Origin of the sequence: Caulobacter sp. HMWF025, assembly GCF_003060965.1 — a bacterium.
GTDB lineage: Bacteria > Pseudomonadota > Alphaproteobacteria > Caulobacterales > Caulobacteraceae > Caulobacter.
The window spans coordinates 15,097-38,214 of sequence record NZ_QAII01000025.1; the positions used below are offsets into that span (position 1 = coordinate 15,097).

Below are 23,118 nucleotides of genomic sequence, written 5' to 3' on the forward strand. Positions count from 1 at the left end.
CGCACGGGCGCCTATCCGCACGAGGCCCTGGCCCTGGCCCGCGCCGCCGACGCCGCCCCGGGCCTGCGCTTTGCCGGGATCCAGGCCTATCTCGGCCACCTGCAGCATCTGGACGACGGGGCCCTGCGCCGCTCGGCCGATGAGGCGGCCTTCGCCACCCTCCAGACCCTGGTCGAGGACCTGACCGCCGCCGGCCTGCCGCCGCCCGTGGTCACCGGGGGCGGTACCGGCACCCATGCCTTTGACCTCGCCTCGGGCGTCTTCACCGAACTTCAGGCCGGCTCCTACGGGGTGATGGATGTCGAGTACGACGTCTGCGGCGCACCCGGAGGCGGCGACTGGCCGTTCGAGCCGTCGCTGTTCATCGCCGCCAGTGTCGTCTCGGCCCGCCACAAGAGCCATGTCGTCGTCGATGCCGGCTTCAAGGCCGTGTCGATGGACGGCCCGCCGGCCCGCATCGTCGCCGGTGCCGCCCCGGGCTCGCTGTGGCGGCCGATGGGCGACGAGCACGGCATGATCGCCCACCCGGCCCTGATCGATGTCCTGAAGGCCGCCGGCCGCGATCCGCTCGGCTTCGACCGTGCGGTCAGCGCCGCCGACGCCGATCCGGCCCGCGCCTTCCCGGCCGATGCCCCGGCGGTGGGGGACATCGTCTGGCTGCAGCCGGGCCACTGCGATCCGACCATCAACCTCTATGACGCCCTGCATGTCTGGGACGGCGAGACCCTGGAGCGCTGGGCGGTGGACGGGCGGCGGGTGACCGGGGCCTGACCCGAATCGCCCCCTCCGCGCTTCGCGCTCCTCCCCCGGAGGGGGAAGATGGAGGGCGGCGTTTTCCTCTTCCCCCTCCGGGAGAAGACGGCTGCGCAGCAGCCCGTAGGGGGCAAGTGCGCCAAGCCTCACAGCCCCCCTAGCCCTGACGGAAGACCCCGGATACGGTCCCGGCCCACCGACAAGATCTGACCCCGAAAGAGTGTCACGGATGAAACGTCTTCTGCTCGCCACCGTCCTGTTCACGGCCCCCATGCTGGCCCACGCGGCCGATACGCCGAAGATCGACCCCGCCAATCTGGCCGCCCACATCAAGACCCTGTCGTCTGACGCCTTCGAAGGCCGCGGGCCGGCCACGGCCGGCGAGACCAAGACCGTCGCCTATATTGTCGAGCAGATGCAGGCCGCAGGCCTGGAGCCCGGCGGCGACCTGAAGGATGGCAAGCGCGCCTGGACCCAGGACGTGCCGCTCGGCATGTTCGAGATCAAGGGCCCGGTCAGCGCCCACATGATGGTCGGCAACAGCCACATCGCCCTTAACCAGGGCGAACAGATCGCCATCCGCGCAGCCATGACCAATGTCGACAAGGTCTCGATCCAGAACGCCCCGATCGTCTTCGCCGGCTATGGCGTCAAGGCCCCGGAGCGCAACTGGGACGACTTCAAGGGCCTGGACGTCAAGGGCAAGATCGTCATCGTCCTGATCAACGATCCCGACTTCGAGACCGGCAGCGGCGACTTCGGCGGCAAGGCCATGACCTATTATGGCCGCTGGACCTACAAGTTCGAGGAAGCCGCCCGCCTGGGCGCCGCCGGCCTGCTGATCGTGCATGAGACGGCTCCCGCCTCCTACGGCTGGGCCACCGTCAAGAACTCCAACACCAACACGATGTTCGACATCGTCCGCAAGGAGCCGACCAAGCAGCATCCGGCCCTGGAAGGCTGGATCCAGCGCGACACCGCCGTCGAACTGTTCAAGGCCGCGGGTCTGGATTTCGACGCCGCGAAGAAGGCGGCCCAGAGCCGCGACTTCAAGCCGGTGGAACTGAAGGGCGCGACCTTCTCGGCCAGCTATGCGGTCGAGCCCAAGGTGATCGTCTCCAAGAACGTGGTCGGCAAGCTGACCGGCGCCAAGCGCCCGGACGAGACGGTGTTCTTCACCGGCCACTGGGATCACCTGGGCGTGGGCCTGGCCGACGCCAGGGGCGACACGATCTATAACGGCGCCGTCGACAACGCGACCGGCATCGCGGCCATGCTGGAAATGGGCCGGGTATTCGCCAAGAGCCCGCGCGCCGACCGCACCCTGGTCTTCCTGGCCGTGACCGCCGAGGAAAAGGGCCTGCTGGGCTCGGAATACTATGCGGCCAACCCGCTCTATCCGCTGGCCAAGACCGTCGGCGTGCTGAACACCGACGCCCTGGATCCCGCCGGCCCGGCCAAGGACTTCACCATCTCGGGCAGCGCCAAGCTGGGCCTGCTGGACGACCTGATCGCCCACGGCAAGGCGGTCGGCCGCACCTATACGCCCGACCCCGTCACCGAAGCCGGCTACTTCTACCGCTCGGACCACTTCCCGTTCGCCAAGCGCGGCGTGCCGGCCATCTCGTTCGGCTCGGGCGAGGATCTGGTCGAGGGTGGCGTGGCGGCCGGCAAGGCCTTCGCCGACGCCTATCGCATCAATGCCTATCACCAGCCCGCCGACGAGTGGAACGACGGCTGGCGACTGGACGGCATGACCGCCGACATCAGCCTGATCCAGGGCCTGGGCGCGGATCTGGCCAACTCCACCCGCTGGCCCGAATGGGGCGAGGGCTCGGAGTTCAAGGCCCTGCGCGACAAGTCCAAGGCCGACCGCAAGTAACCCAACTTTTCTTGTCATCCCGGAAGCCTCGCAGAGGCTGTCCGGGACCCAGGGGCAACCGCATCGCAGCGGCCCTGGGTCCCGGCTCTCCGCTGCGCTGCGGCCGGGATGACAAGCTGATTTGCTCACGAAGTTTGCCATGACAGCCTCGGTCTTCGACCTCTTCAAGCTCGGTGTCGGTCCGTCGAGCAGCCACACCATGGGCCCGATGACGGCGGCCAATCGCTTTCTCGCGCGCCTTTGCGATGCAGGCAGGCTTCCTGACGTGGTCCGCGTTGAAATCAAACTCTACGCTTCGCTTGCCCTGACTGGACGCGGCCATGCCACGGACCGAGCCGTACTGCTGGGTTTGATGGGTTTTGAACCCGCGACACTCGATCCCGACGTTGGGGAAGCGGCTCTACTTGAGACTCGAGCCACGCAGTCACTGTTTCTGAACGGCGAGATCGATATCGGCTTTGACGAAGCCAAAGACATCGTCTGGCTTGGACATGAACGCCTGCCTCAACACCCCAACGGCCTAACATTCACGGCTTATGATCGAACCAATTTCGTCCTGGCCGAGCGGACCTACTTTTCGGTCGGTGGTGGCTTCGTGCGCGACGAGTCCGAGATGGGCCGCAATGCGCCGCCCGAGGACGGCCCGGCCATCCCGTTTCCGTTCGAGAGCGGCGCGGACCTGCTGCAGCGCGCCGCCGATGCCGGCCTGACCATCGCCGGCGTAATGGGGGCCAATGAACTGGCCCGCATGAGCCAGGGCGAGATGCATGCGGGCCTGGAGCGCATCTACCAGGCCATGGAGGCCTGTATCGATCGCGGCATGCGCCAGGACGGCACCCTGCCCGGCGGCCTGTCGGTCAAGCGCCGCGCCCGCCAGATCCACCAGACCCTGCAGGGCCGCATGGAGCGCCAGATCAGCGATCCACTGGCCGCCATGGACTTCGTCAATCTGTGGGCCATGGCAGTCAACGAGGAGAACGCCGCCGGGGGCCGGGTGGTCACCGCCCCGACCAATGGCGCGGCCGGGCTGGTGCCGGCGGTGCTGCGGTTCTTCGTGCGCTTCTACCAGGGCACGCCCGAGCAGGTGCGCACCTTCCTGCTGACGGCGGCTGCCATCGGCGCGCTCTACAAGCGCAATGCCTCGATCAGCGGGGCCGAGGTGGGCTGCCAGGGCGAGGTGGGCGTCGCCTGCTCGATGGCCGCGGCCGGCCTCTGCGCGGCCCTGGGCGGGACCAATGCCCAGATCGAGAACGCCGCCGAGATCGGCATGGAGCACAATCTGGGCCTGACCTGCGACCCGATCGGGGGTCTCGTCCAGATCCCCTGTATCGAGCGCAATGCCATGGGGGCCATCAAGGCCATAGACGCCGCCCGCCTGGCCCTGCTGGGCGACGGCCAGCACTCGGTCAGCCTCGACAAGGTGATCGCCACCATGAAGCGCACCGGCGAGGACATGAACGAGATCTACAAGGAAACCTCGATGGGCGGTCTCGCCGTGGGGCTGTCGGTCAACCGGGTCGAGTGCTGATCCAGATCCTCCCCCGGACGGGAGAGGCTCTGCGGTCACCCCTTAGCTGCATCTGACACAACCGCGCGTTATCCCTGCCGGAGCCGATCGCCCGGCCGGGAGCGCACGCCATGAACATCGTCATCTTCGAAGCCGAGGACTGGGAACGCACCGCCGTCGAGGGGCTGGGCCAGGATCATGCCCTAACCTGCGTGAGCGAGGTTGCGGGAGCCGGCCACCCCGACGCCGAGGTCATCTCGACCTTCATCGACTCGCGCCTTGATGCCGCGACCCTGGCGGCCTTTCCGAAGCTGCGCCTGATCGCCACCCGCTCGACCGGCTATGACCATATCGATCTCGGCTACTGCCGGGCCCACGGGGTGACGGTGTGCAACGTGCCGGACTATGGCGACCCGACGGTGGGCGAGCACGCCTTTGCCCTGCTGCTGGCCCTGGCCCGCAAGATCCCCGAAACCGTCGATCGCACCCGGCGGGGCGATTTCTCACAGGACGGGCTGCGGGGCTTTGACCTCGGCGGCAAGACCCTTGGCGTGGTCGGTACGGGCCAGATCGGCCGCCGGGTGATCAAGATCGCCCGGGGCTTCGACATGGACGTCATCGCCTTCGACATGAGGCCGGACGCCGAGGCCGCCCAGGCCCTGGGCTTCCGCTATGTGCCCCTGGAGACCCTGATCGCCACCTGCGATGTGCTGACCCTGCACATTCCCGGCGGACCGGCCACCGAAGGCCTGATCGGCGCCGCCCAGTTCGCGGCGATGAAGCCGTCGGCGGTGATCATCAACACCGCCCGCGGCGGGGTCGTCGATGCCGAGGCCCTGCTGCACGCCCTGCTCACCGGCCAGATCGCCGGAGCGGCCCTGGACGTGCTGAACCAGGAGCCGTGGCTGCGCGACGAGGCCCAGATCTTCCGCTCGGCGACGCCGCCTGCGCCCGAAGGCCTGCGCGCCCTGGTCGCCAGCCACGCCCTGCTGAAGCTGCCCAATGTCATCGTCACCCCGCACGTGGCCTATGACACCCGCGAGGCCGTGGCCCGGATCATGAGCGTGACGCTCGGCAATATCGAAGCCTTTGCGGCCGGCACGCCCCGGCATGTCGTTACGGGGTGAGGGCGCCGGCCAGGGCTCGTTCGACAGCCGCCGGCTCACGATCAATGACCGTGAGCAGGATACGGGCCGCCGCTTCGGGCCGTCGGCGCTGTTGTTCCCAGTCTCGCACGGCGGCGGCGCTGAAACCGAAGCGGGCGGCGAAAGCGCTCTGACTGAGCCCCATGCGGTGCCGGATCGCCTTGACATCGACTTCGACCGGGACATGGACACGCGCCGGCGCAAGGTGCCCCTCCGCCATGCCGACGGCTTCCTCGAGCCCCGCCATGATGCGGTTGAAATTGACGTCGTCACCCTGGCCCATGGTTTCAGTCCCGTTCAGTGGCCCTGCCGCCCGCGCGTTCCGGCGGCAAGGATCCGTTTGGCCAGCGTCGCCATGGCGGCAACCTCTGCGGCCGAGAAGTTGGCCCGGCGGCCCTTTGACAGCATCGCCAGCAGATAGACCGGCAGTCCGGCATGGGCAAAAAAGGTCACGACCCGAAAGCCTCCCGACTTGCCTCGCCCCTTGCCGGCGACGCGGACCTTTCGGCACCCGCCGGAGCCGACAATCAGGTCACCGGCCTCAGGATTGGCCGACAGCATCCGCTCCAGAGCCTCCAGCTCGCCTTCACTCATGCCGTCAGCCCTGGCCTGGGCCAGAAAGGCGGCCGTTGAGGCGACGGTGTGCAAGGGTTGCAAGGCCTGCCTCCCGATATATACGGCAATGCCGCATTCGCGACAAGCTGCGGGATGCAGCCACCGTCGGCCAGGCGGCCGCATTTTCGCTCGACGCCTCGCTGATCCTCACATAACGTCAAAAAGAACAGGAAGGGAACAGACGTGTCCGACAGCCTCATCCGCGCCGGCATCGGCGGCTGGACCTTCGAGCCCTGGCGGGGCGTCTTCTATCCCGACACGCTGCGGCAGAAGGACGAGCTGGCCTATGCCGCCTCGCACCTGACCAGCCTCGAGATCAACGGCACCTACTATTCCACCTTCAAGCCCGACAGCTGGCGCAAGTGGCATGACGAGACGCCGAGGGACTTCGTGTTCTCGGTCAAGGCCAGCCGGTTCTGCACCAATCGCAAGATCCTGTCGGCCAACGGCGAGTCGCTGGAGAAGTTCCTGGGCCAGGGCCTGACCGAGCTCGGCGACAAGCTGGGGCCGATCAACTGGCAGTTCATGGGTACCAAGAAATTCGAACCGGAGGATTTCGAGGGCTTCCTGAAGCTGCTGCCGCGCGAGATCGGCGGCCGGCCGGCGCGTCACGCCCTGGAAGTCCGCAACCCGACCTTCGCCACGGCCCAGTTCTATGATCTGGCCGCGAAGTACGGCGCAGCGATCGTCTATGCCGTCGATGACGAGGAACCGACCTGGCCCTGCATCGACCAGCCGACCGCCGACTTCACCTATGCCCGGCTGATGTGCAGCCGCGAGGACGAGCCCACGGGCATGAGCTCGCAGGAGCTGGACGGGATCGTGACCCAGACACGGGGCTGGGCCGCCCGCGGCGACGTGTTCGCCTATTTCATCTCCGGGGCGAAGGTGCGGAATCCGGCGGCGGCCATGGCGTTGATCGGGAAGCTGAAGTAGGGCGCAGGCCCGGGAACGACAGCAAACGTGGTTAGCCAAACCTTAACGCCCGGGCCCTAGGCTCAGGGCCATGCGCCGCGTCCTTGCCCTGCTGCTTGTTTCGGCCGCTCTGGCCTCACAGGCCGGCGCTGCGCCCAAGCCCGTGGCCCAGCCCAGGCCCGCTGCATCCGCCGTCACAGAGACCCAGAGCGTGCTGCCGCCGCTAATCCCCCTGGCCCAGGCCCGGGGCGGTGGTGATGCCAGCCAGTGCCGGGCCAGTTGCGCCCGCACCTACTATTTCTGCAAGGCGGGGACCGAGGACGACAGCTGCCCGGGCCAGTTTGGCCAGTGCAATGCCCGCTGCACGGCGACCTACCGGCGCCCCGGCACCTGACTATTCCTCCAGGCAGACCCGCTGGATCTCGGCCCGCAGCTCCGGCATGCCCAGGCCCTTTTCAGACGAGGTGGCCAGCACGCGCGGGAAGGCGGCGGGACGCTTGGCGATGGCCTTCAGCGTCTCGGCCACGACCTTGTCGACCTCGTGCGGCTTGATCTTGTCGGCCTTGGTCAGGACGATCTGGTAGGAGACCGCCGCGAGATCCAGGGCGTCGAGCGCCTCCAGGTCGACCTTCTTGAGGCCATGGCGGGCGTCGATCAGCAGGTAGACTCGCTTCAGCGTCGCGCGGCCGCGCAGATAGGCCCGGCCCAGGTCCTGGAACTTGCTGACCGTGGTCTTTGAGGCGCGCGCAAAGCCGTAGCCCGGCAGGTCGACCAGGCGCAGCTTTTCGGCCAGCAGGAAGAAGTTGATCTCCCGCGTGCGGCCCGGCTCGTTCGAGGCCCGGGCCAGGTACTTCTGTCCGACCAGACCGTTGATCAGGCTGGACTTGCCGACATTGGAACGGCCGGCGAAGCACACTTCCGGCGCGATCGGATGGGGCAGGCCGTCCATGCTGACGGCCCCCATCATGAAGGCCACCGGCTGGGCGAAGAGCACCCGCGCCGCCTCGATCTCTTCCTCGGTGAAGACGGGACCTTCAGGCGGCGCGAAGTTGGGTTCAGTCATCAGGTGGCCGTTGCGGTCTTGCCCTGGAAGCGGGCGATGATCTTGTCGATCGGGTTCTCGACCTTGTAGCGGCGCATGATGATGTACTGCTGCAGGATGGTCAGCACGTTGGACCAGCACCAGTAGATCACCAGACCCACCGAGAACTGCGACAGGGTGAAGGTGAAGATGATCGGGAAGAACTGGAAGATCTTCTGCTGGATCGGGTCAGCGGCCGGCGGGTTCATGGCCGTGGTCAGCCACATGGTGAAGCCATACAGCAGCGGCCAGATGCCGATGTGCAGGGGCCCGGCCAGGAAGCTGCCGATCAGCGGCGCGGTCGCCGGATCCCAGGGGATCAGGCCGAACAGGTTCATGAAGGTCGACGGGTCGCGGGCCGAGAGGTCCTGGATCCAGCCGAAGAACGGTGCGTGCCGCATTTCGATGGTGACCGTCAGCACCTTGTACAGCGAATAGAAGACCGGGATCTGGATCAGCATGGGCAGGCAGCCCATCATCGGGTTGATCTTCTCCTTGCCGTACAGCGCCATCATTTCCTGCTGCTGCTTGGCGGGGTCGTCCTTGAACTTGACCTTGAGCTTCTCGACCTCGGGGGCGATCTTCTTCATCTTGGCCATGGACTCATAGCTCTTGTCCGCCAGCGGATAGAGCACGAGCTTGAGGGCCACGGTCAGCAGCAGGATGGCGACGCCGAAATTGCCGACCCACTTGTAGAACATCTCCATGACGTTGAAGATCGGGCGGGTGAAGAACGAGAACATGCCCCAGTCCACGGCCCAGTCGAAGCGCGGCACCTGGGCTTCGGTCTTGTCCCAGAACTTCCACCAGGGCGGCGGCGCGCCGCCATATTCATAGGTGCGCAGCAGCGGCACGGTCTTGGCCCCGGCGAACAGGCGCGTGGTCTGGCTCAGGGTCTGGCCGGGAGCCAGGCTCTTGGCCGGTCCGACGAAATTGACGTCATAAATGTCTACGGCACCGGGGGTGACCCGGTACTGGGCCGTGATGTTTTCCGCCTGGTCGGGGATCAGGGCCGCCAGCCAGTACTTGTCGGTCAGGCCGGTCCAGCCGCCCTTCGAGGTGAAGGTCTCGAGCGGCTTGTCCTTCTTCCACTTGGGATACTTCGACTGCTTGAGTTCGAAGCCCTTGCCGGCCTCGCCACCGAACATGCCGATGGCCCCTTCGTGGACAATCTGGTTCTTGCCGAGGGTCTGATCGATGCCCTGGCGCTGTACGGTCGCGTAGGCGGCGAGCGAGAGAGTCTGGCCACCCTGGTTGCGCACGCTGTCGGCGACCGAGAACATCGCATGCTCATCGACCGAGACGGTGCGGGTGAAGACCAGGCCCTGGCCGTTGTCATGGGTCAGAACGATCGGGGTTTTGGGCGTCAGGACCTGGCCCGGGGCGGCCGTCCAGACGGTGCGGCTGTCGGGCAGACCCGGCAGATTGGCCCCGGCCCAGCCGAAGTCGGCGAACCAGGCGTGCTCGGCGCCCTCGGGGCGGAACAGTTCGACCGGGGGCGAGCCCTTCTTGGTCGTCTGGTCATACTTCTTCAGCCACAGGTCATCGATGCGGCCGCCCTTCAGGGCGATCGAGCCCGACAGCGACGGCGTATTGACCGCGATGCGCGGGCTCTGGGCCTTGGCGGCATCACGCGACAGCTTCAGCGGGGCGGGCGTGCCGTCCGGGCCCAGTACCAGACCCGGCTGCGTCGCCATCATCCGCTGCTCGGCCGCCTTCTTGGCCTTCAGCTGGGCTTCGGCCTGCTTCTGCTGCGGACCCAGGATGAAGAACTGGTACCCGATCAGGATCGCGAACGCGCTGACGATGAACATCAACGTGTTTTTGTTGTCGTTCTGCATGGATGACTTAACCGGAAACGGAGGGATCGGGCGCCGAGGCGTCGAAGGTGGGGTCTTTGGGAAGATCAGCGGATTGAGCCTGACGGGCCCGAGCCTCCGCGCGATCATGTTCGGCCGCGAGGCTTATCAGCGCGGTTTTCACATCGTCAAGCAAACGCCCCCATTCGCGTGTACGGGTGCCGCCGCGCGCAATGAACACATAGTCGCACATTGGGCGGCCATGAAGGGGCAACAAGAGCCTGGCGGCCTCTCGGAGGCGGCGCTTGGCCCGATTTCGCTCGACCGAGCCGCCGACCTTCTTGGTGGCGGTGAAACCCACCCGGATCAGCGGATCGTCATCCAGCCGCGCGCGCATCTGCATGAAGACGGCCCCGCGCGACAGGGCCGGAGCCTTGGCGGCCTTGAGAAAGTCCGGGCGCGTCTTGAGACGCTCGATCCGGGCCGCGCCGGTCGGCTGGGGCGCGGTCATGAAAAAAGCCGCCCTTTCCGGCGAAAACCTGAGGTCAGGCTCTGGGAAAAGGCGGCTTTTGTCATGGTCTATCGCCTCCCGCGAGCGGGAGAAAAGAGCGGGATCAGCCGCTCTTAGGCCGTCAGGCGCTTACGGCCCTTGGCGCGGCGACGCGCGACGATCTTTTGGCCGTTCTTGGTGGCCATACGCGCGCGGTAGCCGTGACGGCGGGCTCGCACGAGCTGCGACGGCTGAAATGTCCGCTTCACGAGGTGGCTCCGAATACAAATGTTGGACGCGGGAGCCGTGCGGCCTCCGCGAGTGAGGGGCGGTGGATAAGGGATGGGGCCGCGACTGTCAACCTGAGTCGGTTCAGGGACTTGCAAGTGAGGCTCACCACGTCTCGTGGTTCGCAAAAAAGCCCGTCATCCCGCGACGCGTTCGCGGGACCCATCTATCCGCCGCGGCGGCGGAGCGGAAGCGGGCGCTCACGAGAAAGCTGAACCATGGGTCCCGCGCATAAAGCGCGGGATGACGGTTTATGGATCTCAGGGCGAGATCACGGCCTTTCCGACGACCTTGCGCTCGCTCAACAACTCGAATGCCCTACGCCACTGGTCCAGCGGCAACTCGGCATGGACGTGGGGACGGATCACACCCTCATTGGCCATGCGCCAGACCTCGGCGGCGTTCTCGCGGCCCTTTTCCGGGAACTGGCGGCCATATTCTCCGGCCCGCACGCCCATCACCGAGAAGCCCTTGATCAGGGGCATATTGACCGAGACGGTCGGGATCCGCCCCGAGGTGAAGCCGATGACCAGCAGCCGACCGTCAAAGGCGATGCAGCGCACGCTCTCGTCGAACACGTCGCCGCCCACCGGGTCATAGATGACGTCGGCCCCGCGCCCGCCGGTGATGGCCTTGACCTGATCTCGGAAACCGCCGGTGACATTGACCACCGCGTCAGGCGCATAGAGCCGCTGGATCTCGGCCAGCTTGGCGTCGGAGGCCGAGGCGGCGATCACGCGGGCCCCCAGGGCCTTGGCCAGGTCCACCGCTGCCAAACCAACACCGCCGGCCGCGCCATGCACCAGCACCCAGTCACCGGGCTCGACCCGCGCCCGGCGCACCAGGGCGACATAGGCCGTCAGATAGGCCGCGCCATAGGCCGCCGCCTCGCCGAATGACAGGCGCTCGGGCTTGGGCCTGAGGGCCTCGGCATCCAGCACCGCATATTCGGCAAACGCCCCCAGCCGCGCGCCGCCGACCACGGCGTCACCGACCTGAAAGGTCGCAACGCCGTCGCCCAGGGCCGCGACCTCGCCGGCCAGATCGAGACCCGGCGTGAAGGGCGTGGGCGGTTTGAACTGGTACTCACCGCGCGTCATCAAAAGGTCGGGGAAGTTGACGCTGGCGGCGCGTACGCGGACCAGCACCTGGCCCGGACCGGGCGCAGGCGTGGCCACCTCCCGCACGGCGCAACCGGCAAAGTCGGGGGCCAGGGATTCGACGACGAGGGCCCTCATCACAAGGACCATCCCCCAACTTCCAAGGCTCCCCACATCTTGTCATCCCGGCCGCAGCGAAGCGGAGAGCCGGGACCCAGGGGCCAAGGCGAGGCGGTGGCCCCTGGGTCCCGGATAGCCTCTGCGAGGCTTCCGGGATGACAAGCTTTTGGGATCATTTTGCCGCGCCCGCAGGTGCCGCCTCAAACGCCGCCCGCACCAGGCGGGCGATGTCGCGACAGGCCGCATCAGCCGCCGGCACGGCCCCGGTAAAGGCCGTGAAGCCATGGGCCAGGCTGTCATGGCAGCGATAGGTCACCGGCACGCCGGCAGCCTGCAGGCGCTTGGCATAGGCCTCGCCCTGGTCGACCAGCGGATCGAAGCCGGCGGTGATCACCACCGCAGGGGCCAGGCCCGACAGGTCTTCGGTCTTGTTGGGCGAAAGGCGGGGATCGGCCGGGTCGGCTTCCGGGCCCATATAGTGGCCCATGAACCATTCCATGATCGGCCGGCTGAGCGGATAGGCGTCGGCATAGGTGGTCATCGAGGCCGTCTCGCTGGCCACGTCCACGGCCGGATAGATCAGCAGCTGCAGGGCCGGCTGCGGCTCACCCGCGCGCTGCATCTCCTGGGCAAGGATGGCGGCGAAGTTGCCGCCCATGGAGTCGCCGCCGATGGCCGGCGGCAGGTCGGCCGCGCCGAAGCGGGCGGTGTTGTCGCGCGCCCAGCGATAGGCGGCCAGAACATCGTCGAGCCCCGCCGGAAAGCGATGCTCGGGGGCCAGCCGGTAGTCGACCGACACCACGGCCGTGCGGGCGATGCGGGCCAGGATCCCGCAGAAGGCGTGGCAGGTCTCAAGGTCGCCGATCACCCCGCCGCCGAAATGGGCGAAGACGATCAGAGGTGCCGAGGCGTCCTGGTCGGCGGGCCGGTAGGCGCGCAGCGGCAGCGGGCCGCCCGGTCCATCAATGGTCAGGGCCTCGGTGACGACACCCGGCTCGGAGGGGCCGGAGACGGCGACCAGCCCCTGGGCACTGGCTGCGCGAGCCACGTCGGCCGGCAGGGTGGTGATCGACGGCATCTTGCGCGACGCATGGGTGAAGAACTGGAAGCGCGGATCCAGGGTGCGACCGCCGCGATAGACCGCCCCGCCCCCGGACATGGCCCGCAGGATCGGGCTCGGCAGCGACAGGATGGTCTTCAGAATGAATTTCTGGACGGCGACGTCGGCCATGGGGGCTCCGGGCGGAAGACTAGGATTTGGGAAGGGCGGGCAGGCCGCCCAGGATCAGTTTGACGGCGAAGTCGGCGGCACCTGCCGTGTCGACCGGCCGCCGTTCCAGCATCTTGTCGCTGACCTCACGGGCCACGGCGATACAGGCGGCGGTCAGATAGTCGAGATCGACGGACGGCGCGTGCTCAAGCTCGAGCACCTTGGCAAAGCCGGCGCGCACCTCGTCGAACACGGCGACGATCTCGGGTGTGGCCCGGGGATGGGGGATCTGCTCGCCGGCCGGCCGGTTCAGGCGCCACAGCTCCTGCTCTGTGGCCACGAACTCGAAATAGGCGGTGATGGCGCCCCGCAGGTACGACGCGAAGTCGACGGCGCGGTCGTTGACCTGGCGCAGCAGCGGCCGAAAGCGTCGCGCCCCGTCATCGGCCAAGGCGTCAAACACCTCTTCCTTGGACTTGTAGTAGTTATAGAAGGTGCCCGAGGCGAGGCCGGTCCGCCGGATGATGTCGCGCACCGTCGCCCCGTCGTAGCCGAGATCGCCGAACACCTCGCGGGCGGCATCCAGAATGGCCTGGCGGTTAGCGACCTTGGTCCGCTCGCGCTTGCCCGGCCGCAGATCCTCGGGAGCTTTGGGGAAATAGGCGATATTCGACATCGTACGCGACTCACAGTCGAGGCCATCATGACGCCCCGTCAGGATTTGAGCCCGATTACGCGCCATGGGGCAAGACCCTGCTCAGGCGGGAAACCTGCCAGGGACCTGATCCGATGTCGGAAGATCCGGTCACGCCACGGCCTGCGTCGCCGCCTGCCCGGCCCTCGCCGGAACCGGCAGGGCCCGGCCGCTGGCCGCCGCGCGCTTCTCGCCGCGCACGATCTCCTTCTTCAGGTCGGCGCAATAGACATTGAAGTCGACCTGGATGGTGTGACGGGCCGAGGCATAGAACTGGCCCAGATGGCGCTCCTCGTCGCGGGCGATGACCCGCTCCATCTCCGCCGTCGGGGGCGGGGCATAGGCTCCGGCCAGATAGGCGGCCGCCAGCTTGGCCTGCTGCTCGGCGAAATTGACCAGGGTCGGCAGGGGCTGGGCCAGGCCCATGAAGAACAGGTTGGCGATCCCCGGCTTCATCATCCGCTTGAACAGCGGGAAGCGGTGATCGGCCCCCGGCTGGATGGCCGGATCGTCGAAGAACGGGAAGCTGATCTTGTAGCCGGTGGCAAAGACGATGGCGTCGACCTGCTCGACGCTGTCATCGGCAAAGCGGACATTGCGGCCCTCCAGGGCCTTGATCGCCGGCTTGAACTTGATGTCACCGCAGCCGGCCCGGGTCAGGAACTCGCCGGAAACCGACGGATGCGCCTCCAGCGGCTCGTGATCGGGCTTGGGCAGGCCGTAGTCCTCCATCTTGCCGATGGTCTTCTTCAGCACCTTGCGCGACAGGGCGATGCCCAGCTTGCGCGGCATCCAGGCCGGCAGGGCCGACTTGTCGGCCGGCTTGCCGTTCAGATATTTCGGAAACACCCAGACACCCCGGCGGGCCGAAACCCAGAGGTTTTTGGCGATCGGCCGCTGCGACAGCTCGCTGGCGATATCCATGGCCGAGTTGCCCATGCCGACCACCACGACGTTCTTGCCGCGCATGTCGACGGGGTCGAACGGGTCGCAATAGGCGTGGGCATGGAAGGCCGGCCCGTCGAACTCGCCGGGATACTCCGGGATCCGGGGATCCCAGTGATGGCCGTTGCAGACGAACAGCACGTCATAGAGCCGCGTCTCGCCGGTCGACAGCGTCACCGCCCACAGGCCCTCCGGCGTGCGCCGGGCCGCCTCGACCCGGGTGCTGAAGGTGATGGTCTCGCGCAGACCGAAATGGTCGACATAGTCCTTGAAGTACTGGTGCAGCTGGGCGTGATGGGGAAAGTCGGGCCAGTCGGCCGGCACCGGAAAGTCCTCGAAGGCCAGCCGCCACTTGGAGGTGTCGATGTGCAGGCTTTCGTAGCAGGCCGACATGCCGTTGGGGTTCTTGTAGTACCAGTTGCCACCGATCTCGTCGGAGATCTCGAAGCAGTCATAGGGAATGCCGTAGTCCTTCAGCCGCTTGGCCGTGGTAAAGCCACTGCAGCCCGCGCCGATGATGCACGCCTTGGGAAGCTTGCCCGCCATTTCCGCCCACCTGACTTATCGTTGTTAAGGTGAGCGTATCAGCGTTATCCGGGCCGTCAAACGGCGCCCCTGCGTCATCTGTGTCCACAGGCCGATGCAGGCCGGTTCATCCTTCGGTAGGATATAAGGCAGACACCCGCCCTCCCCCGTCCTCGCAACATGCTTCGCTGACCAAGGCACCCCGACCATGACCCGCCACGAACTGAAGACCTGGCCGCAGTATTTCGCCGCCGTCCGCTCGGGCAAGAAGCGGTTCGAGATCCGCCGCAATGACCGTGACTTCGCGGTCGGCGACATCCTGGTGCTGCGCGAGTTCGATCCCGAAGGCGACACCTATACCGGACAGATCGAGGAGCGGCAGATCACCTTCCTGCTGTCGGAAGAGGACTACGGCGTCATCCACGGCTTTGTCGCCATCGGCTTCGGCGAGGTCATGCCGCATCCCGACGCCCTGGCCGACGGGGTGCTGACGGCGGAGCAACTGGCCACCTGGCACGAGACCCAGGCCGCCAACGCCGCCCTGCGCGGCCAGGATGCGCGCCGGGTGTCGGCCAGCTATGCCGCCCCGACCACGGGCCGGGCCGCCATGAGCGTCGCCGCCGACCGCCATGCCGGCGTCGCTGCCGCCGCCGAAGCGGAGTCGCACTTCCACGCGGCGGCGGCGAAGATCATCCGCAAGGGCTAGGTGGGGAGGGGTTTCCCAAGACACCCCTTTAGACCCGTCATCCCGCGCTTCATGCGCGGGATGAGACAAGTAGAGAGTTAGTAACGGGTGGAGAGCGGAAGCGAGATCGCGCTACTCTCGGTGACGCTTATCCGAGGGTGATATGTTCTCCAAGCTGGTCAGTCTGGTCTTCGGCAGGAGGAAAGTACGCCGGGAGCCTGCGTTCGATGTAGACGCTTTCCTTGACTCCACCTCGCCGCTGACGCTCGAAACCGTTTCCCAAAAGCTGGAAGCGCTTTCCAGCGCACGGCCCGAGGATGTAATTCATCTTGGACCCGAACTCTGCGCGTCCCTCCGTTTCCAATACTCGCGAGATACTCAAGCTCGCGCTCTGGCGTTGATAGGGCAACACCCTCGCCTTGCCTGGCTACTAACGTTTCACGGGAACGGGAGAGTTCGCGAGCCGGCGCTGCGAGCCCTGGACCATCCACCCTCAACGGCTTCTGAGTTCATTGCCATCGCTCTGCGGCTTAACGATTGGGCTTCGGCCGTCCGAGAATCTGCGCACTTAGCTGCTGTCAGACTTTTTCCGCTTACGCCCGCCGATGTCGTGGCTGCCGCAGCACCATATCTCTTGGCTAGGCGCTTCTCCTGGGCCCGTTGGGATGTTGAAGCTGACGTTCTCGATGAGGCGCTGGCGAGACCCGATGTCGCCGCGCAACTGGCCAACACCTTGGGTGCGTTGAGAACCGGCCCGGGCGGCGGCATTTTGCGAATGGCTGCGCGTTTTCCATCGCTTGATCCCTACCTCCCATGGCTCGCGCAGCACGCCTTGCATCCGGCGGTTAGGGCGTCTGCCCTTGAAATGCTCGTCACCGGACAAGCCCGCTGGACAACCGGCTATGGTTGGGCATGGGTCGACAAAGTGTATGGGATCCAGAGACGAGTTCCGGTAACCGTCGCGCGGCCACTCAACCTAAGGCTCGATGTTGAGCCCTTGATCCGCTTGGCTCTCTCGGATCGGTTCGCAGCCGCTCGCAGGGTCGCCGCTGATGCACTCTACGAGAGACGTGCGAACATCGACGATGTCATGACACTCGCCCAATCGATCCTCAATGATCCGAGTCGACCGGTCAGAGAGCGAGCGGAGTTCCTCGTCCGTCGTCTTTCGGAAACGTAGTGGGAGTCCGCAGCGGCTCCCACGCCGCCGATCACATGAGCACCGTCCGCCCACGAAAAAGCCGCCGCCCGCTGAGCGGACGGCGGCTTTTCGAAACCTGCTGGCCGGAAGCGGTTAGGCCGCTTCGCTGACCTGGGCCGGGAACACGTCGTTCATGCGCAGATAGGTGATCAGGCGGTTTTCCATCGAGATGATCGCCTGGATGTAGCGCAACTCCTCGACGCCGATATCCGGCGCGGGCTGCAGGTGCTCGCGCGACACGGTGAAGGTCTCGCTGACCGCGTCGACCAGGATGCCGGCCAGACGGTCCTGGCACTCGACGACGACAATGACGTGGCGGGTCTCGGGGATGGTGACCCCCAGGCCGAGGCGGTTGCGCAGGTCGATGACCGGCATGATCGCGCCACGAAGATTGATGACGCCCTTCAGATAGCCGGGCGCATGCGGGATCGGCGTAGCGGGGGTCCAGCCGCGAATTTCGCGCACCGTCTTCACGTCGATACAGAATTCCTGTTCGCCGATGCAAAAGGAGATCAGCTCCAGGGCGGGCTCGGCTTGATCAGACATATCGCTATTCCCCGGGATGGTCGTTCAGGCGCAGGTCCCGGGTCGCAGTGACGACGCGCCCCGAGCCATAGTGGCACAAGACGCCATGGGCTCTTTAACAACGGTTAACGCTGCTCGTCGAATTGCGCGCCGGATTGTCGCAATGGGGCTGCGGCGGCCTTTTTCTGACCGCCGCAGGACCGTGCATCAGGGCTCAGACAGCCCCTCGTCGCCGTCATCGGCCAGATTGAACTCGTACCAGACGCCGTTCAGGACGCCGAAGGCGACAGCCAGGCCGAGGCCCAGGATCCAGGCGAAATACCACATGGCTTGCTCCTCAGTAGAGGTCAGGATTGGTGGCCAGGGCGGCCGTGCTGGCCCGTCCCCAGAGCACCTTGTAGACCCAGGCCGTGTAGGCCAGGACCAGCGGCAGGAAGATCACGGTCACGATCAGCATGATGAACAGCGTCAGGTGACTGGACGAGGCATTCCAGACCGTGAGGCTGGAGCGCGGGTCGATGGCGCTGGGCAGGATGAACGGGAACATCGACAGCCCGACCGTTGAGATGATCCCGACCGCCGACAGTGACGAGCCGCTGAACGACAGGGCTGCCTTGTTGAACCTCAGGCCCAGCAGGGCGATGAGCGTGCCGATAAAGCCCAGCAGGGGCGCGGCCAGCATCCAGCTGTGGCGGCTGTAATTGTCCAGCCAGGCCCCCGGCGCGTGCACCGAGACCACCCGCAGCGGGTTGGAGGGTCCGGCCGCATCGACCAGGCCTTCCAGGCGATAGCCCATGCCGCTGAAGGCCACGAAGAAGCCGCCGGCGGCGAACAGCACGATGCTGGCCAGGCCCGCCGTCTCGCCCAGCTTGCGGGCCCGCTCGGTGACGGGGCCCACCTCGGCCTTGACGGTCAGCCAGGCCGCGCCGTGCAGCACCAGCATGGCGACCGACAGCAAACCGCACAGCAGAGTGAAGGGCGTGAACAGGCCCAGGAAGGCGCCCTCATAGAAGGACCGCAGGTCGGAGTCGAAGCGGAAGGGCGCGCCCTGCAGCACATTGCCGACCGCGACCCCGAACACCAGCACCGGCACGAAGCCACCGGTGAACAGCGCCCAGTCCCAGAACGACCGCCAGCGCGGATCGGGACGCTTGGAACGATACTTGAAGCCGACCGGCCGCAGGATCATCGCGCCCAGCACCAGGAACATGGCGAGATAGAAGCCCGAAAAGCTGACCGCATAGACAAACGGCCAGGCCGCAAAGATCGCGCCGCCGCCGAGGATGAACCAGACCTGGTTGCCTTCCCAGGTCGCGCCGACGGTGTTGATCACCATGCGACGCTCCTGGTCGCTTTTCGCGACGAACGGCAGAAGCGCCCCGACACCCATGTCGAAACCGTCGGTCAGGGCAAAGCCGATCAGCAGCACGCCCATCAGGGCCCACCAGATGATGCGAAGGGTTGCGTAGTCGATGGGGAGTTCCATGACAGGGTCTCCTTTAAGCGACGGCCGGTTCGCCGGCGTCGGAGGCGAAAGCCTCCTGCTCGGCGAAGGGGCCCTTCTTGATGTGACGCAGAATCAGCCCGACCTCGACCACCGCCAGACTGCCGTAGAGCAGGGTGAACAGGACGATGGTGGTCCAGAGCTGGGGCACGCTGAGGCTGGAGGCCCCCAGGGCCGTGGGCAGCACGCCCTCGACCGCCCAGGGTTGCCGGCCGACCTCGGCCAGAACCCAGCCCAGCTCGGCCGCGATCCACGGCAGCGGGATGGCCGCCACCGCCAGGACCAGGAACCAGCGGGTCTGGTGCTTGCGCAGGGTGACCAGCAGGAAGGCCGTACCGAACAGGGCGATCATCAGCAGGCCGATGCCCGCCATGATCCGGAACGACCAGAACATCACCGGCACGTTGGGCACGGTATCCCAGGAGGCCTTCTTGATGGTCGCCGCATCCGCCATGCGCGGGTCCGACACATAGCGCTTGAGCAGCAGGCCGTAGCCGAGATCCCGACGGTGCGTCTCGAAGGTGGCGCGGGCGGCCATGTCCTTGGGATTGGCCTTGATCTTCTCGAGGGCGTCATAGGCGATGACGCCCGACCCGATGCGGTCCTCGGCTGTGGCCACCAATTCGAAAATGCCGGCGACCGGCTTGTCGATGCTGCGGGTGGCGATCAGGCCCAGCACATAGGGGATCTTGACCTCATAGTGGGTCTTGCGCTCGGCGAGGCTGGGGATGCCGAAGGCCGCCAGGCCGGCCGGCGCGGGTTCGGTTTCCCACATGGCTTCCAGGGCCGCCAGCTTCATCTTCTGGTTGTCGGTAAGGGTATAGCCGCTCTGGTCACCCAGCACGACGACCGACAGGGCCGAGGCCAGGCCGAAGGCGGCCGCGACCGTCATCGAGCGCTTGGCCACGCCGACATACTTGCCCTTCAGCAGATAGAAGGCGGAAATGCCCAGCACGAAGACGGCGGCGATGGTGTAGCCCGCACTGACGGTATGGACGAACTTGGCCTGGGCGACCGGATTGAACAGCACCGCGCCGAAGTCGTTGACCTCCATGCGCATGGTGTCGGGATTGAACACCGCGCCGACCGGATTTTGCATCCAGCCGTTGGCGATCAGGATCCAGAGGGCCGAGAAATTGGTGCCGATGGCGACCATGAAGGTCACGAACAGGTGGCCGACCCGGGAGAGCTTTTCCCAGCCGAAGAACATCAGGCCGACGAAGGTAGCTTCCAGGAAGAAGGCCATCAGGCCCTCGATCGCCAGGGGCGCACCGAAGATGTCGCCGACATAGTGCGAGAAATAGGACCAGTTCATGCCGAACTGGAATTCCATGGTGATGCCGGTGGCGACACCGAGGACGAAATTGATGCCGAACAGGCCCGCCCAGAAGCGGGTGACCGTGCGCCAGATCGGGCGCTTGGTCATCACATAGATACTCTCCATGATGACCAGCATGAACGACAGGCCGAGCGTAAGCGGCACAAACAGGAAGTGGTACAGCGCGGTGAGCGCAAACTGTAATCTTGAGAGATCGACGACGGCAGGGTCCATGAGACACTCCAGGACGAACGGCGAATGAATGCGCCGACCGATGGCCCCGCCGTAGGCCCAACAGGTCTCCCGGGCCTTGATCTAGATCAAGGCCCGGGGGCAAGCGCAGCCTACACTCCAACCATGCAAGCTCGTCCAGCCTTTCTCGCCGGCCCGGCCCAGGCCATCGAGACTCTGAAGGACCTGGAGAGACGCGGTGCGCCCCCCATGCGCCGTGCCCAGCTTCTGGTCTGGCTGGACGGGGCGGCGGCGGTTGTATTCGCCGCCGCTCTTGCCTGCGCTGTTTCGGCCCTCGCCAGCCACGCCCCTGCCAAGACCGTCGGCGTCTGGCTGCTGCTGCTCGCCGCCTCCGGGACTGTCCGCGGGATCCTGGGCAAGGCCGCCGGCCAGGCCTCGGCGGCCGCAGCGGCCCGGGTCAAGGCCTTCGCCCGGAGCCATGCCGCCCAAGCCCTGACGTCGCGTGCGCCGGGCGGGGCCCTGTCGAGCGGCGAGGCTACCACGGCCGTCGTCGAGGCCGTCGAGGCCCTGGACGGCCATGTCGCCCGCTTCCTGCCCGCCCGCTTCGCCGCCACCGCCACACCGCTCGGCCTGATCGCCGTCGCTGCCGTCGCCAGCCCGATCTCGGCCGCGATCCTGCTGTTCGCCCTGATCCCGTTCATCATCGCCATGGCCCTGGCCGGAACCGCCACTGCCGCCCAGTCCCGCGCCCAGTTCACGGCGCTGCAGCGGCTGTCGGGCCTGTTCCTCGACCGGGTCCGCGCCCTGCCCGTCATCCTGGCCTTCCAGGCCGAACCGCGCGTGACCCGCGACCTGGAGCGGGCGGCGGACCAGCTGGCCGAGCGCACCATCCGGGTCCTGCGTGTCGCCTTCTTCTCCTCGGCCGCGCTGGAATTCTTCGCCGCCCTGTCGGTGGCCCTGGTCGCCGTCTATTGCGGCTTCAACCTGCTGCGCCTGCTGCCGTTTCCTGTCCCTGAGCAACTGGACCTGCGCCGCGCCGTCTTCGTCCTGGCCCTGGCCCCGGAAGTCTATCTGCCGATGCGGCGGCTGGCGGCGGCCTATCACGACCGCCAGGCCGCCGAGGCCGCCGCCACCGCCCTGATCGCCCTGCCCCGGCCCGCGCCGCGTCCGGCCGCGCCGGCCCTGTCCGGGCCGCCGGAGATCGTCTTCGAGCAGGTCACCATCCGCTACCCCGACACCGACGGCCCGGCCCTGGCCGGGTTTGACCTGACTGTCCCGGCCGGCCGGAGCACCGTGCTGCTGGGGGCCAGCGGATCGGGCAAGAGCTCGCTGCTCAACCTGCTGCTGGACCTGTCGCCGCTCAGCGCCGGCGAGGTCCGCATCGACGGCCGCCCCCTGGCCGCGCTCGGCACCCTGTCGGGCCAGATCGCCTGGGCGGGTCAGCACCCCCTGCTGATCGCCGGCTCGATCGCCGACAACATCGCCCTGGCCCGGCGCGACGCCACGCGGGCCGAGATCGAGGCCGTGGCCGAACGGGTCGGCCTGACGGAGGCCCTGTCGGTCCGCGCCGGCGGCCTCGACGCCCTGCTGGACGAGCGCGGCAGTGGTCTGTCGGGCGGTGAACGTCGCCGGCTGTCCCTGGCCCGGGCCCTGTTGCGTCCTGCCCCCATCCTGCTGATGGACGAGCCGACCGCCAATCTCGACGCGGTCGCGGAAGCCCAGCTGCTGGCCGCCATCGTCGAGGCCGCGCGCGGCCGCACGACCCTGATCGCCACCCATTCCCGGGCGGTCGCCGACCTGGCCGACCAGCTGGTGAGCCTGACATGAGCCCGTCACCGCTGCACAGCCTGATCGGGGCCCAGCGCCGCCGCCATGCCGGGGCCCTGTGGCTGTCGATCCTCTGCGCCGTCGGGGTCGGCGCGGCCTCGACCCTGCTGCTGGGGCTGTCGGGCTGGTTCATCACCGCCTCGGCCGTCGCCGGACTCGCGGGCCTGGCCACGGCCCAGGCCTTCAATGTGCTGCTGCCGGGGGCCACCATCCGGCTTCTGGCCATCATCCGGACTGCCGCCCGCTACGGCGAACGGCTCAGCGGTCATACCGCCGCCCTGCGAGCCCTGGCCGCCATTCGCCCGGTCCTGTTTGCGTCCCTGGCCGCCGCCCCGTCCCGGGAGGCCCTGGCCCTGTCCGGGGGCGAGGCCTCGGCGCGGCTGGTGCAGGACGTCGACGCCGTCGAGACCCGCTTCGTGCGGCTGTCCGCGCCCTGGGGGGCCGGGGCCGCCCTGCTGGCCGGGACCGGTCTGGCCGCCCTGTCGGGCTGGGCTCCGGCCCTGGCGATCCTGCTGGCGGCGCTGGCGGCCCTGTGGGTCGCCCGACGCCTGTCGATCCGGCTCTCGGCCGCCGCCGGGGCCCGCATCCAGACCCGCCTCGGTCTTCTCAAGGAAACCGCCGCCGGCCTTTCGGCAGCGTCCCCCGAGCTGCGCGCCTTCGGCCTGGAGACCTGGGCGGCCGAGCGCCTCGCCGACCGGGGTGACGATCTGGATCAGGCCCGGCTGGAGGCTGCCCGGGCCCGGGGCTGGATCACCCTGTCCCAGGCGGCGATCCAGGGCCTGGCCGCCAGCGCCGCC

23 protein-coding genes and 2 pseudogenes are annotated in these 23,118 nt (G+C 67.2%); 11 read left to right on the forward strand and 14 right to left on the reverse strand.

The genetic code is table 11. The annotated features are described in order from the left end of the window. From DBR10_RS19630 to DBR10_RS03100, 4 genes are all read left to right on the forward strand, one after another. Positions 1 to 771, forward strand: a 771-nt coding sequence (locus tag DBR10_RS19630) for an alanine racemase (RefSeq protein ID WP_233243226.1), incomplete at its 5' end; no start/stop codon positions are given. Positions 772 to 982: 211 nt separating this feature from the next. After that, positions 983 to 2,635 carry a M28 family metallopeptidase gene (locus DBR10_RS03090; protein WP_108505656.1) on the forward strand — a complete coding sequence of 551 codons (1,653 nt, stop codon included), beginning with the start codon at positions 983 to 985 and terminating at the stop codon, positions 2,633 to 2,635. 139 nt (positions 2,636 to 2,774) lie between these two features. Continuing rightward, positions 2,775 to 4,163: an L-serine ammonia-lyase gene (locus DBR10_RS03095; protein ID WP_108490083.1), complete on the forward strand. Its 1,389-nt coding sequence runs from the start codon at positions 2,775 to 2,777 to the stop codon at positions 4,161 to 4,163. Between the two features lie 110 nt (positions 4,164 to 4,273). Further along, on the forward strand, positions 4,274 to 5,269 hold the full coding sequence (locus tag DBR10_RS03100; RefSeq protein WP_108505657.1) for a hydroxyacid dehydrogenase: 996 nt from the start codon (positions 4,274 to 4,276) through the stop codon (positions 5,267 to 5,269). On the opposite strand, the gene nadS is transcribed toward DBR10_RS03100, so the two are convergent. Together nadS and DBR10_RS03110 are read right to left on the reverse strand one after the other, a co-directional pair. Beyond that, entirely contained in the window at positions 5,259 to 5,570 is a 312-nt protein-coding gene (gene nadS / locus DBR10_RS03105) for a NadS family protein (RefSeq protein WP_199223579.1), read from the reverse strand. The genes DBR10_RS03100 and nadS overlap by 11 nt on opposite strands. 14 nt (positions 5,571 to 5,584) lie before the next feature. Continuing rightward, positions 5,585 to 5,944, reverse strand: coding sequence for a type II toxin-antitoxin system RelE/ParE family toxin (locus DBR10_RS03110; protein WP_199223580.1), 360 nt, complete (start codon positions 5,942 to 5,944; stop codon positions 5,585 to 5,587). Between the two features lie 141 nt (positions 5,945 to 6,085). Between DBR10_RS03110 and DBR10_RS03115 the strand changes: the two genes are divergently transcribed. Then, a complete protein-coding gene (locus DBR10_RS03115; protein WP_108488749.1) occupies positions 6,086 to 6,838 on the forward strand; it encodes a DUF72 domain-containing protein in 753 nt (250 codons plus the stop codon). 70 nt (positions 6,839 to 6,908) lie between these two features. Then, positions 6,909 to 7,211 (forward strand): hypothetical protein, encoded by a 303-nt coding sequence (locus DBR10_RS03120; RefSeq protein ID WP_108505658.1) that lies wholly within the window; start codon positions 6,909 to 6,911, stop codon positions 7,209 to 7,211. Here DBR10_RS03120 and yihA read toward each other — a convergent pair whose 3' ends face one another. From yihA to DBR10_RS03145, 5 genes are all read right to left on the reverse strand, one after another. Next, positions 7,212 to 7,880 carry a ribosome biogenesis GTP-binding protein YihA/YsxC gene (yihA, locus tag DBR10_RS03125; protein ID WP_108505659.1) on the reverse strand — a complete coding sequence of 223 codons (669 nt, stop codon included), beginning with the start codon at positions 7,878 to 7,880 and terminating at the stop codon, positions 7,212 to 7,214. After that, the gene (yidC, locus tag DBR10_RS03130; RefSeq protein WP_108505660.1) at positions 7,880 to 9,739 is read right to left on the reverse strand and encodes a membrane protein insertase YidC; all 1,860 of its coding nucleotides are present in this window, start codon (positions 9,737 to 9,739) and stop codon (positions 7,880 to 7,882) included. The genes yihA and yidC overlap by 1 nt, the downstream gene beginning before the upstream one ends. Before the next feature lie 7 nt (positions 9,740 to 9,746). Continuing rightward, positions 9,747 to 10,208, reverse strand: a complete 462-nt coding sequence (gene rnpA / locus DBR10_RS03135) for a ribonuclease P protein component (RefSeq protein WP_108505661.1) — start codon at positions 10,206 to 10,208, stop codon at positions 9,747 to 9,749. A gap of 113 nt (positions 10,209 to 10,321) precedes the next feature. Next, complete coding sequence (rpmH, locus tag DBR10_RS03140) at positions 10,322 to 10,456, reverse strand: 50S ribosomal protein L34 (protein ID WP_108505662.1); 135 nt, start codon at positions 10,454 to 10,456, stop codon at positions 10,322 to 10,324. Between the two features lie 279 nt (positions 10,457 to 10,735). After that, positions 10,736 to 11,725 carry an NADPH:quinone oxidoreductase family protein gene (locus DBR10_RS03145; protein ID WP_199223581.1) on the reverse strand — a complete coding sequence of 330 codons (990 nt, stop codon included), beginning with the start codon at positions 11,723 to 11,725 and terminating at the stop codon, positions 10,736 to 10,738. On the opposite strand from DBR10_RS03145, the pseudogene DBR10_RS19635 reads away from it, so the two are divergent. Further along, positions 11,724 to 11,828: pseudogene (locus DBR10_RS19635) on the forward strand (hypothetical protein); the annotation flags it as partial. The gene DBR10_RS03145 and the pseudogene DBR10_RS19635 overlap by 2 nt on opposite strands. 39 nt (positions 11,829 to 11,867) lie before the next feature. Here the strand turns inward: DBR10_RS19635 and DBR10_RS03150 are convergent. From DBR10_RS03150 to DBR10_RS03160, 3 genes are all read right to left on the reverse strand, one after another. Further along, positions 11,868 to 12,926, reverse strand: coding sequence for an alpha/beta hydrolase (locus DBR10_RS03150; protein WP_108505663.1), 1,059 nt, complete (start codon positions 12,924 to 12,926; stop codon positions 11,868 to 11,870). Positions 12,927 to 12,945: 19 nt separating this feature from the next. Next, the gene (locus DBR10_RS03155) at positions 12,946 to 13,581 is read right to left on the reverse strand and encodes a TetR/AcrR family transcriptional regulator (RefSeq protein ID WP_108505664.1); all 636 of its coding nucleotides are present in this window, start codon (positions 13,579 to 13,581) and stop codon (positions 12,946 to 12,948) included. A gap of 129 nt (positions 13,582 to 13,710) precedes the next feature. Beyond that, positions 13,711 to 15,090 (reverse strand): flavin-containing monooxygenase, encoded by a 1,380-nt coding sequence (locus DBR10_RS03160; RefSeq protein ID WP_108505665.1) that lies wholly within the window; start codon positions 15,088 to 15,090, stop codon positions 13,711 to 13,713. A gap of 187 nt (positions 15,091 to 15,277) precedes the next feature. Between DBR10_RS03160 and DBR10_RS03165 the strand changes: the two genes are divergently transcribed. Together DBR10_RS03165 and DBR10_RS18860 are read left to right on the forward strand one after the other, a co-directional pair. Beyond that, positions 15,278 to 15,775 carry an ASCH/PUA domain-containing protein gene (locus DBR10_RS03165; protein WP_108556134.1) on the forward strand — a complete coding sequence of 166 codons (498 nt, stop codon included), beginning with the start codon at positions 15,278 to 15,280 and terminating at the stop codon, positions 15,773 to 15,775. A gap of 142 nt (positions 15,776 to 15,917) precedes the next feature. After that, positions 15,918 to 16,934, forward strand: coding sequence for a hypothetical protein (locus DBR10_RS18860; protein WP_108489965.1), 1,017 nt, complete (start codon positions 15,918 to 15,920; stop codon positions 16,932 to 16,934). A 114-nt stretch (positions 16,935 to 17,048) separates the two neighbouring features. Here the strand turns inward: DBR10_RS18860 and DBR10_RS03170 are convergent, their stop codons facing one another. The 4 genes from DBR10_RS03170 to DBR10_RS03185 form a co-directional block, all read right to left on the reverse strand. After that, complete coding sequence (locus tag DBR10_RS03170; RefSeq protein WP_108505722.1) at positions 17,049 to 17,501, reverse strand: chemotaxis protein CheW; 453 nt, start codon at positions 17,499 to 17,501, stop codon at positions 17,049 to 17,051. Between the two features lie 186 nt (positions 17,502 to 17,687). Further along, positions 17,688 to 17,807, reverse strand: a complete 120-nt coding sequence (gene cydX, locus DBR10_RS03175) for a cytochrome bd-I oxidase subunit CydX (protein ID WP_108490068.1) — start codon at positions 17,805 to 17,807, stop codon at positions 17,688 to 17,690. 10 nt (positions 17,808 to 17,817) lie between these two features. Next, the gene (cydB, locus tag DBR10_RS03180) at positions 17,818 to 18,966 is read right to left on the reverse strand and encodes a cytochrome d ubiquinol oxidase subunit II (RefSeq protein ID WP_108505723.1); all 1,149 of its coding nucleotides are present in this window, start codon (positions 18,964 to 18,966) and stop codon (positions 17,818 to 17,820) included. Positions 18,967 to 18,979: 13 nt separating this feature from the next. After that, positions 18,980 to 20,536 carry a cytochrome ubiquinol oxidase subunit I gene (locus tag DBR10_RS03185; protein WP_108505724.1) on the reverse strand — a complete coding sequence of 519 codons (1,557 nt, stop codon included), beginning with the start codon at positions 20,534 to 20,536 and terminating at the stop codon, positions 18,980 to 18,982. A 123-nt stretch (positions 20,537 to 20,659) separates the two neighbouring features. Between DBR10_RS03185 and cydD the strand changes: the two genes are divergently transcribed. Both cydD and DBR10_RS19005 read left to right on the forward strand, forming a co-directional pair. After that, on the forward strand, positions 20,660 to 22,321 hold the full coding sequence (gene cydD / locus DBR10_RS03190) for a thiol reductant ABC exporter subunit CydD (RefSeq protein WP_108556135.1): 1,662 nt from the start codon (positions 20,660 to 20,662) through the stop codon (positions 22,319 to 22,321). After that, positions 22,318 to 23,118, forward strand: a pseudogene (locus DBR10_RS19005) (amino acid ABC transporter ATP-binding/permease protein); the annotation flags it as partial. The gene cydD and the pseudogene DBR10_RS19005, both read left to right, overlap by 4 nt.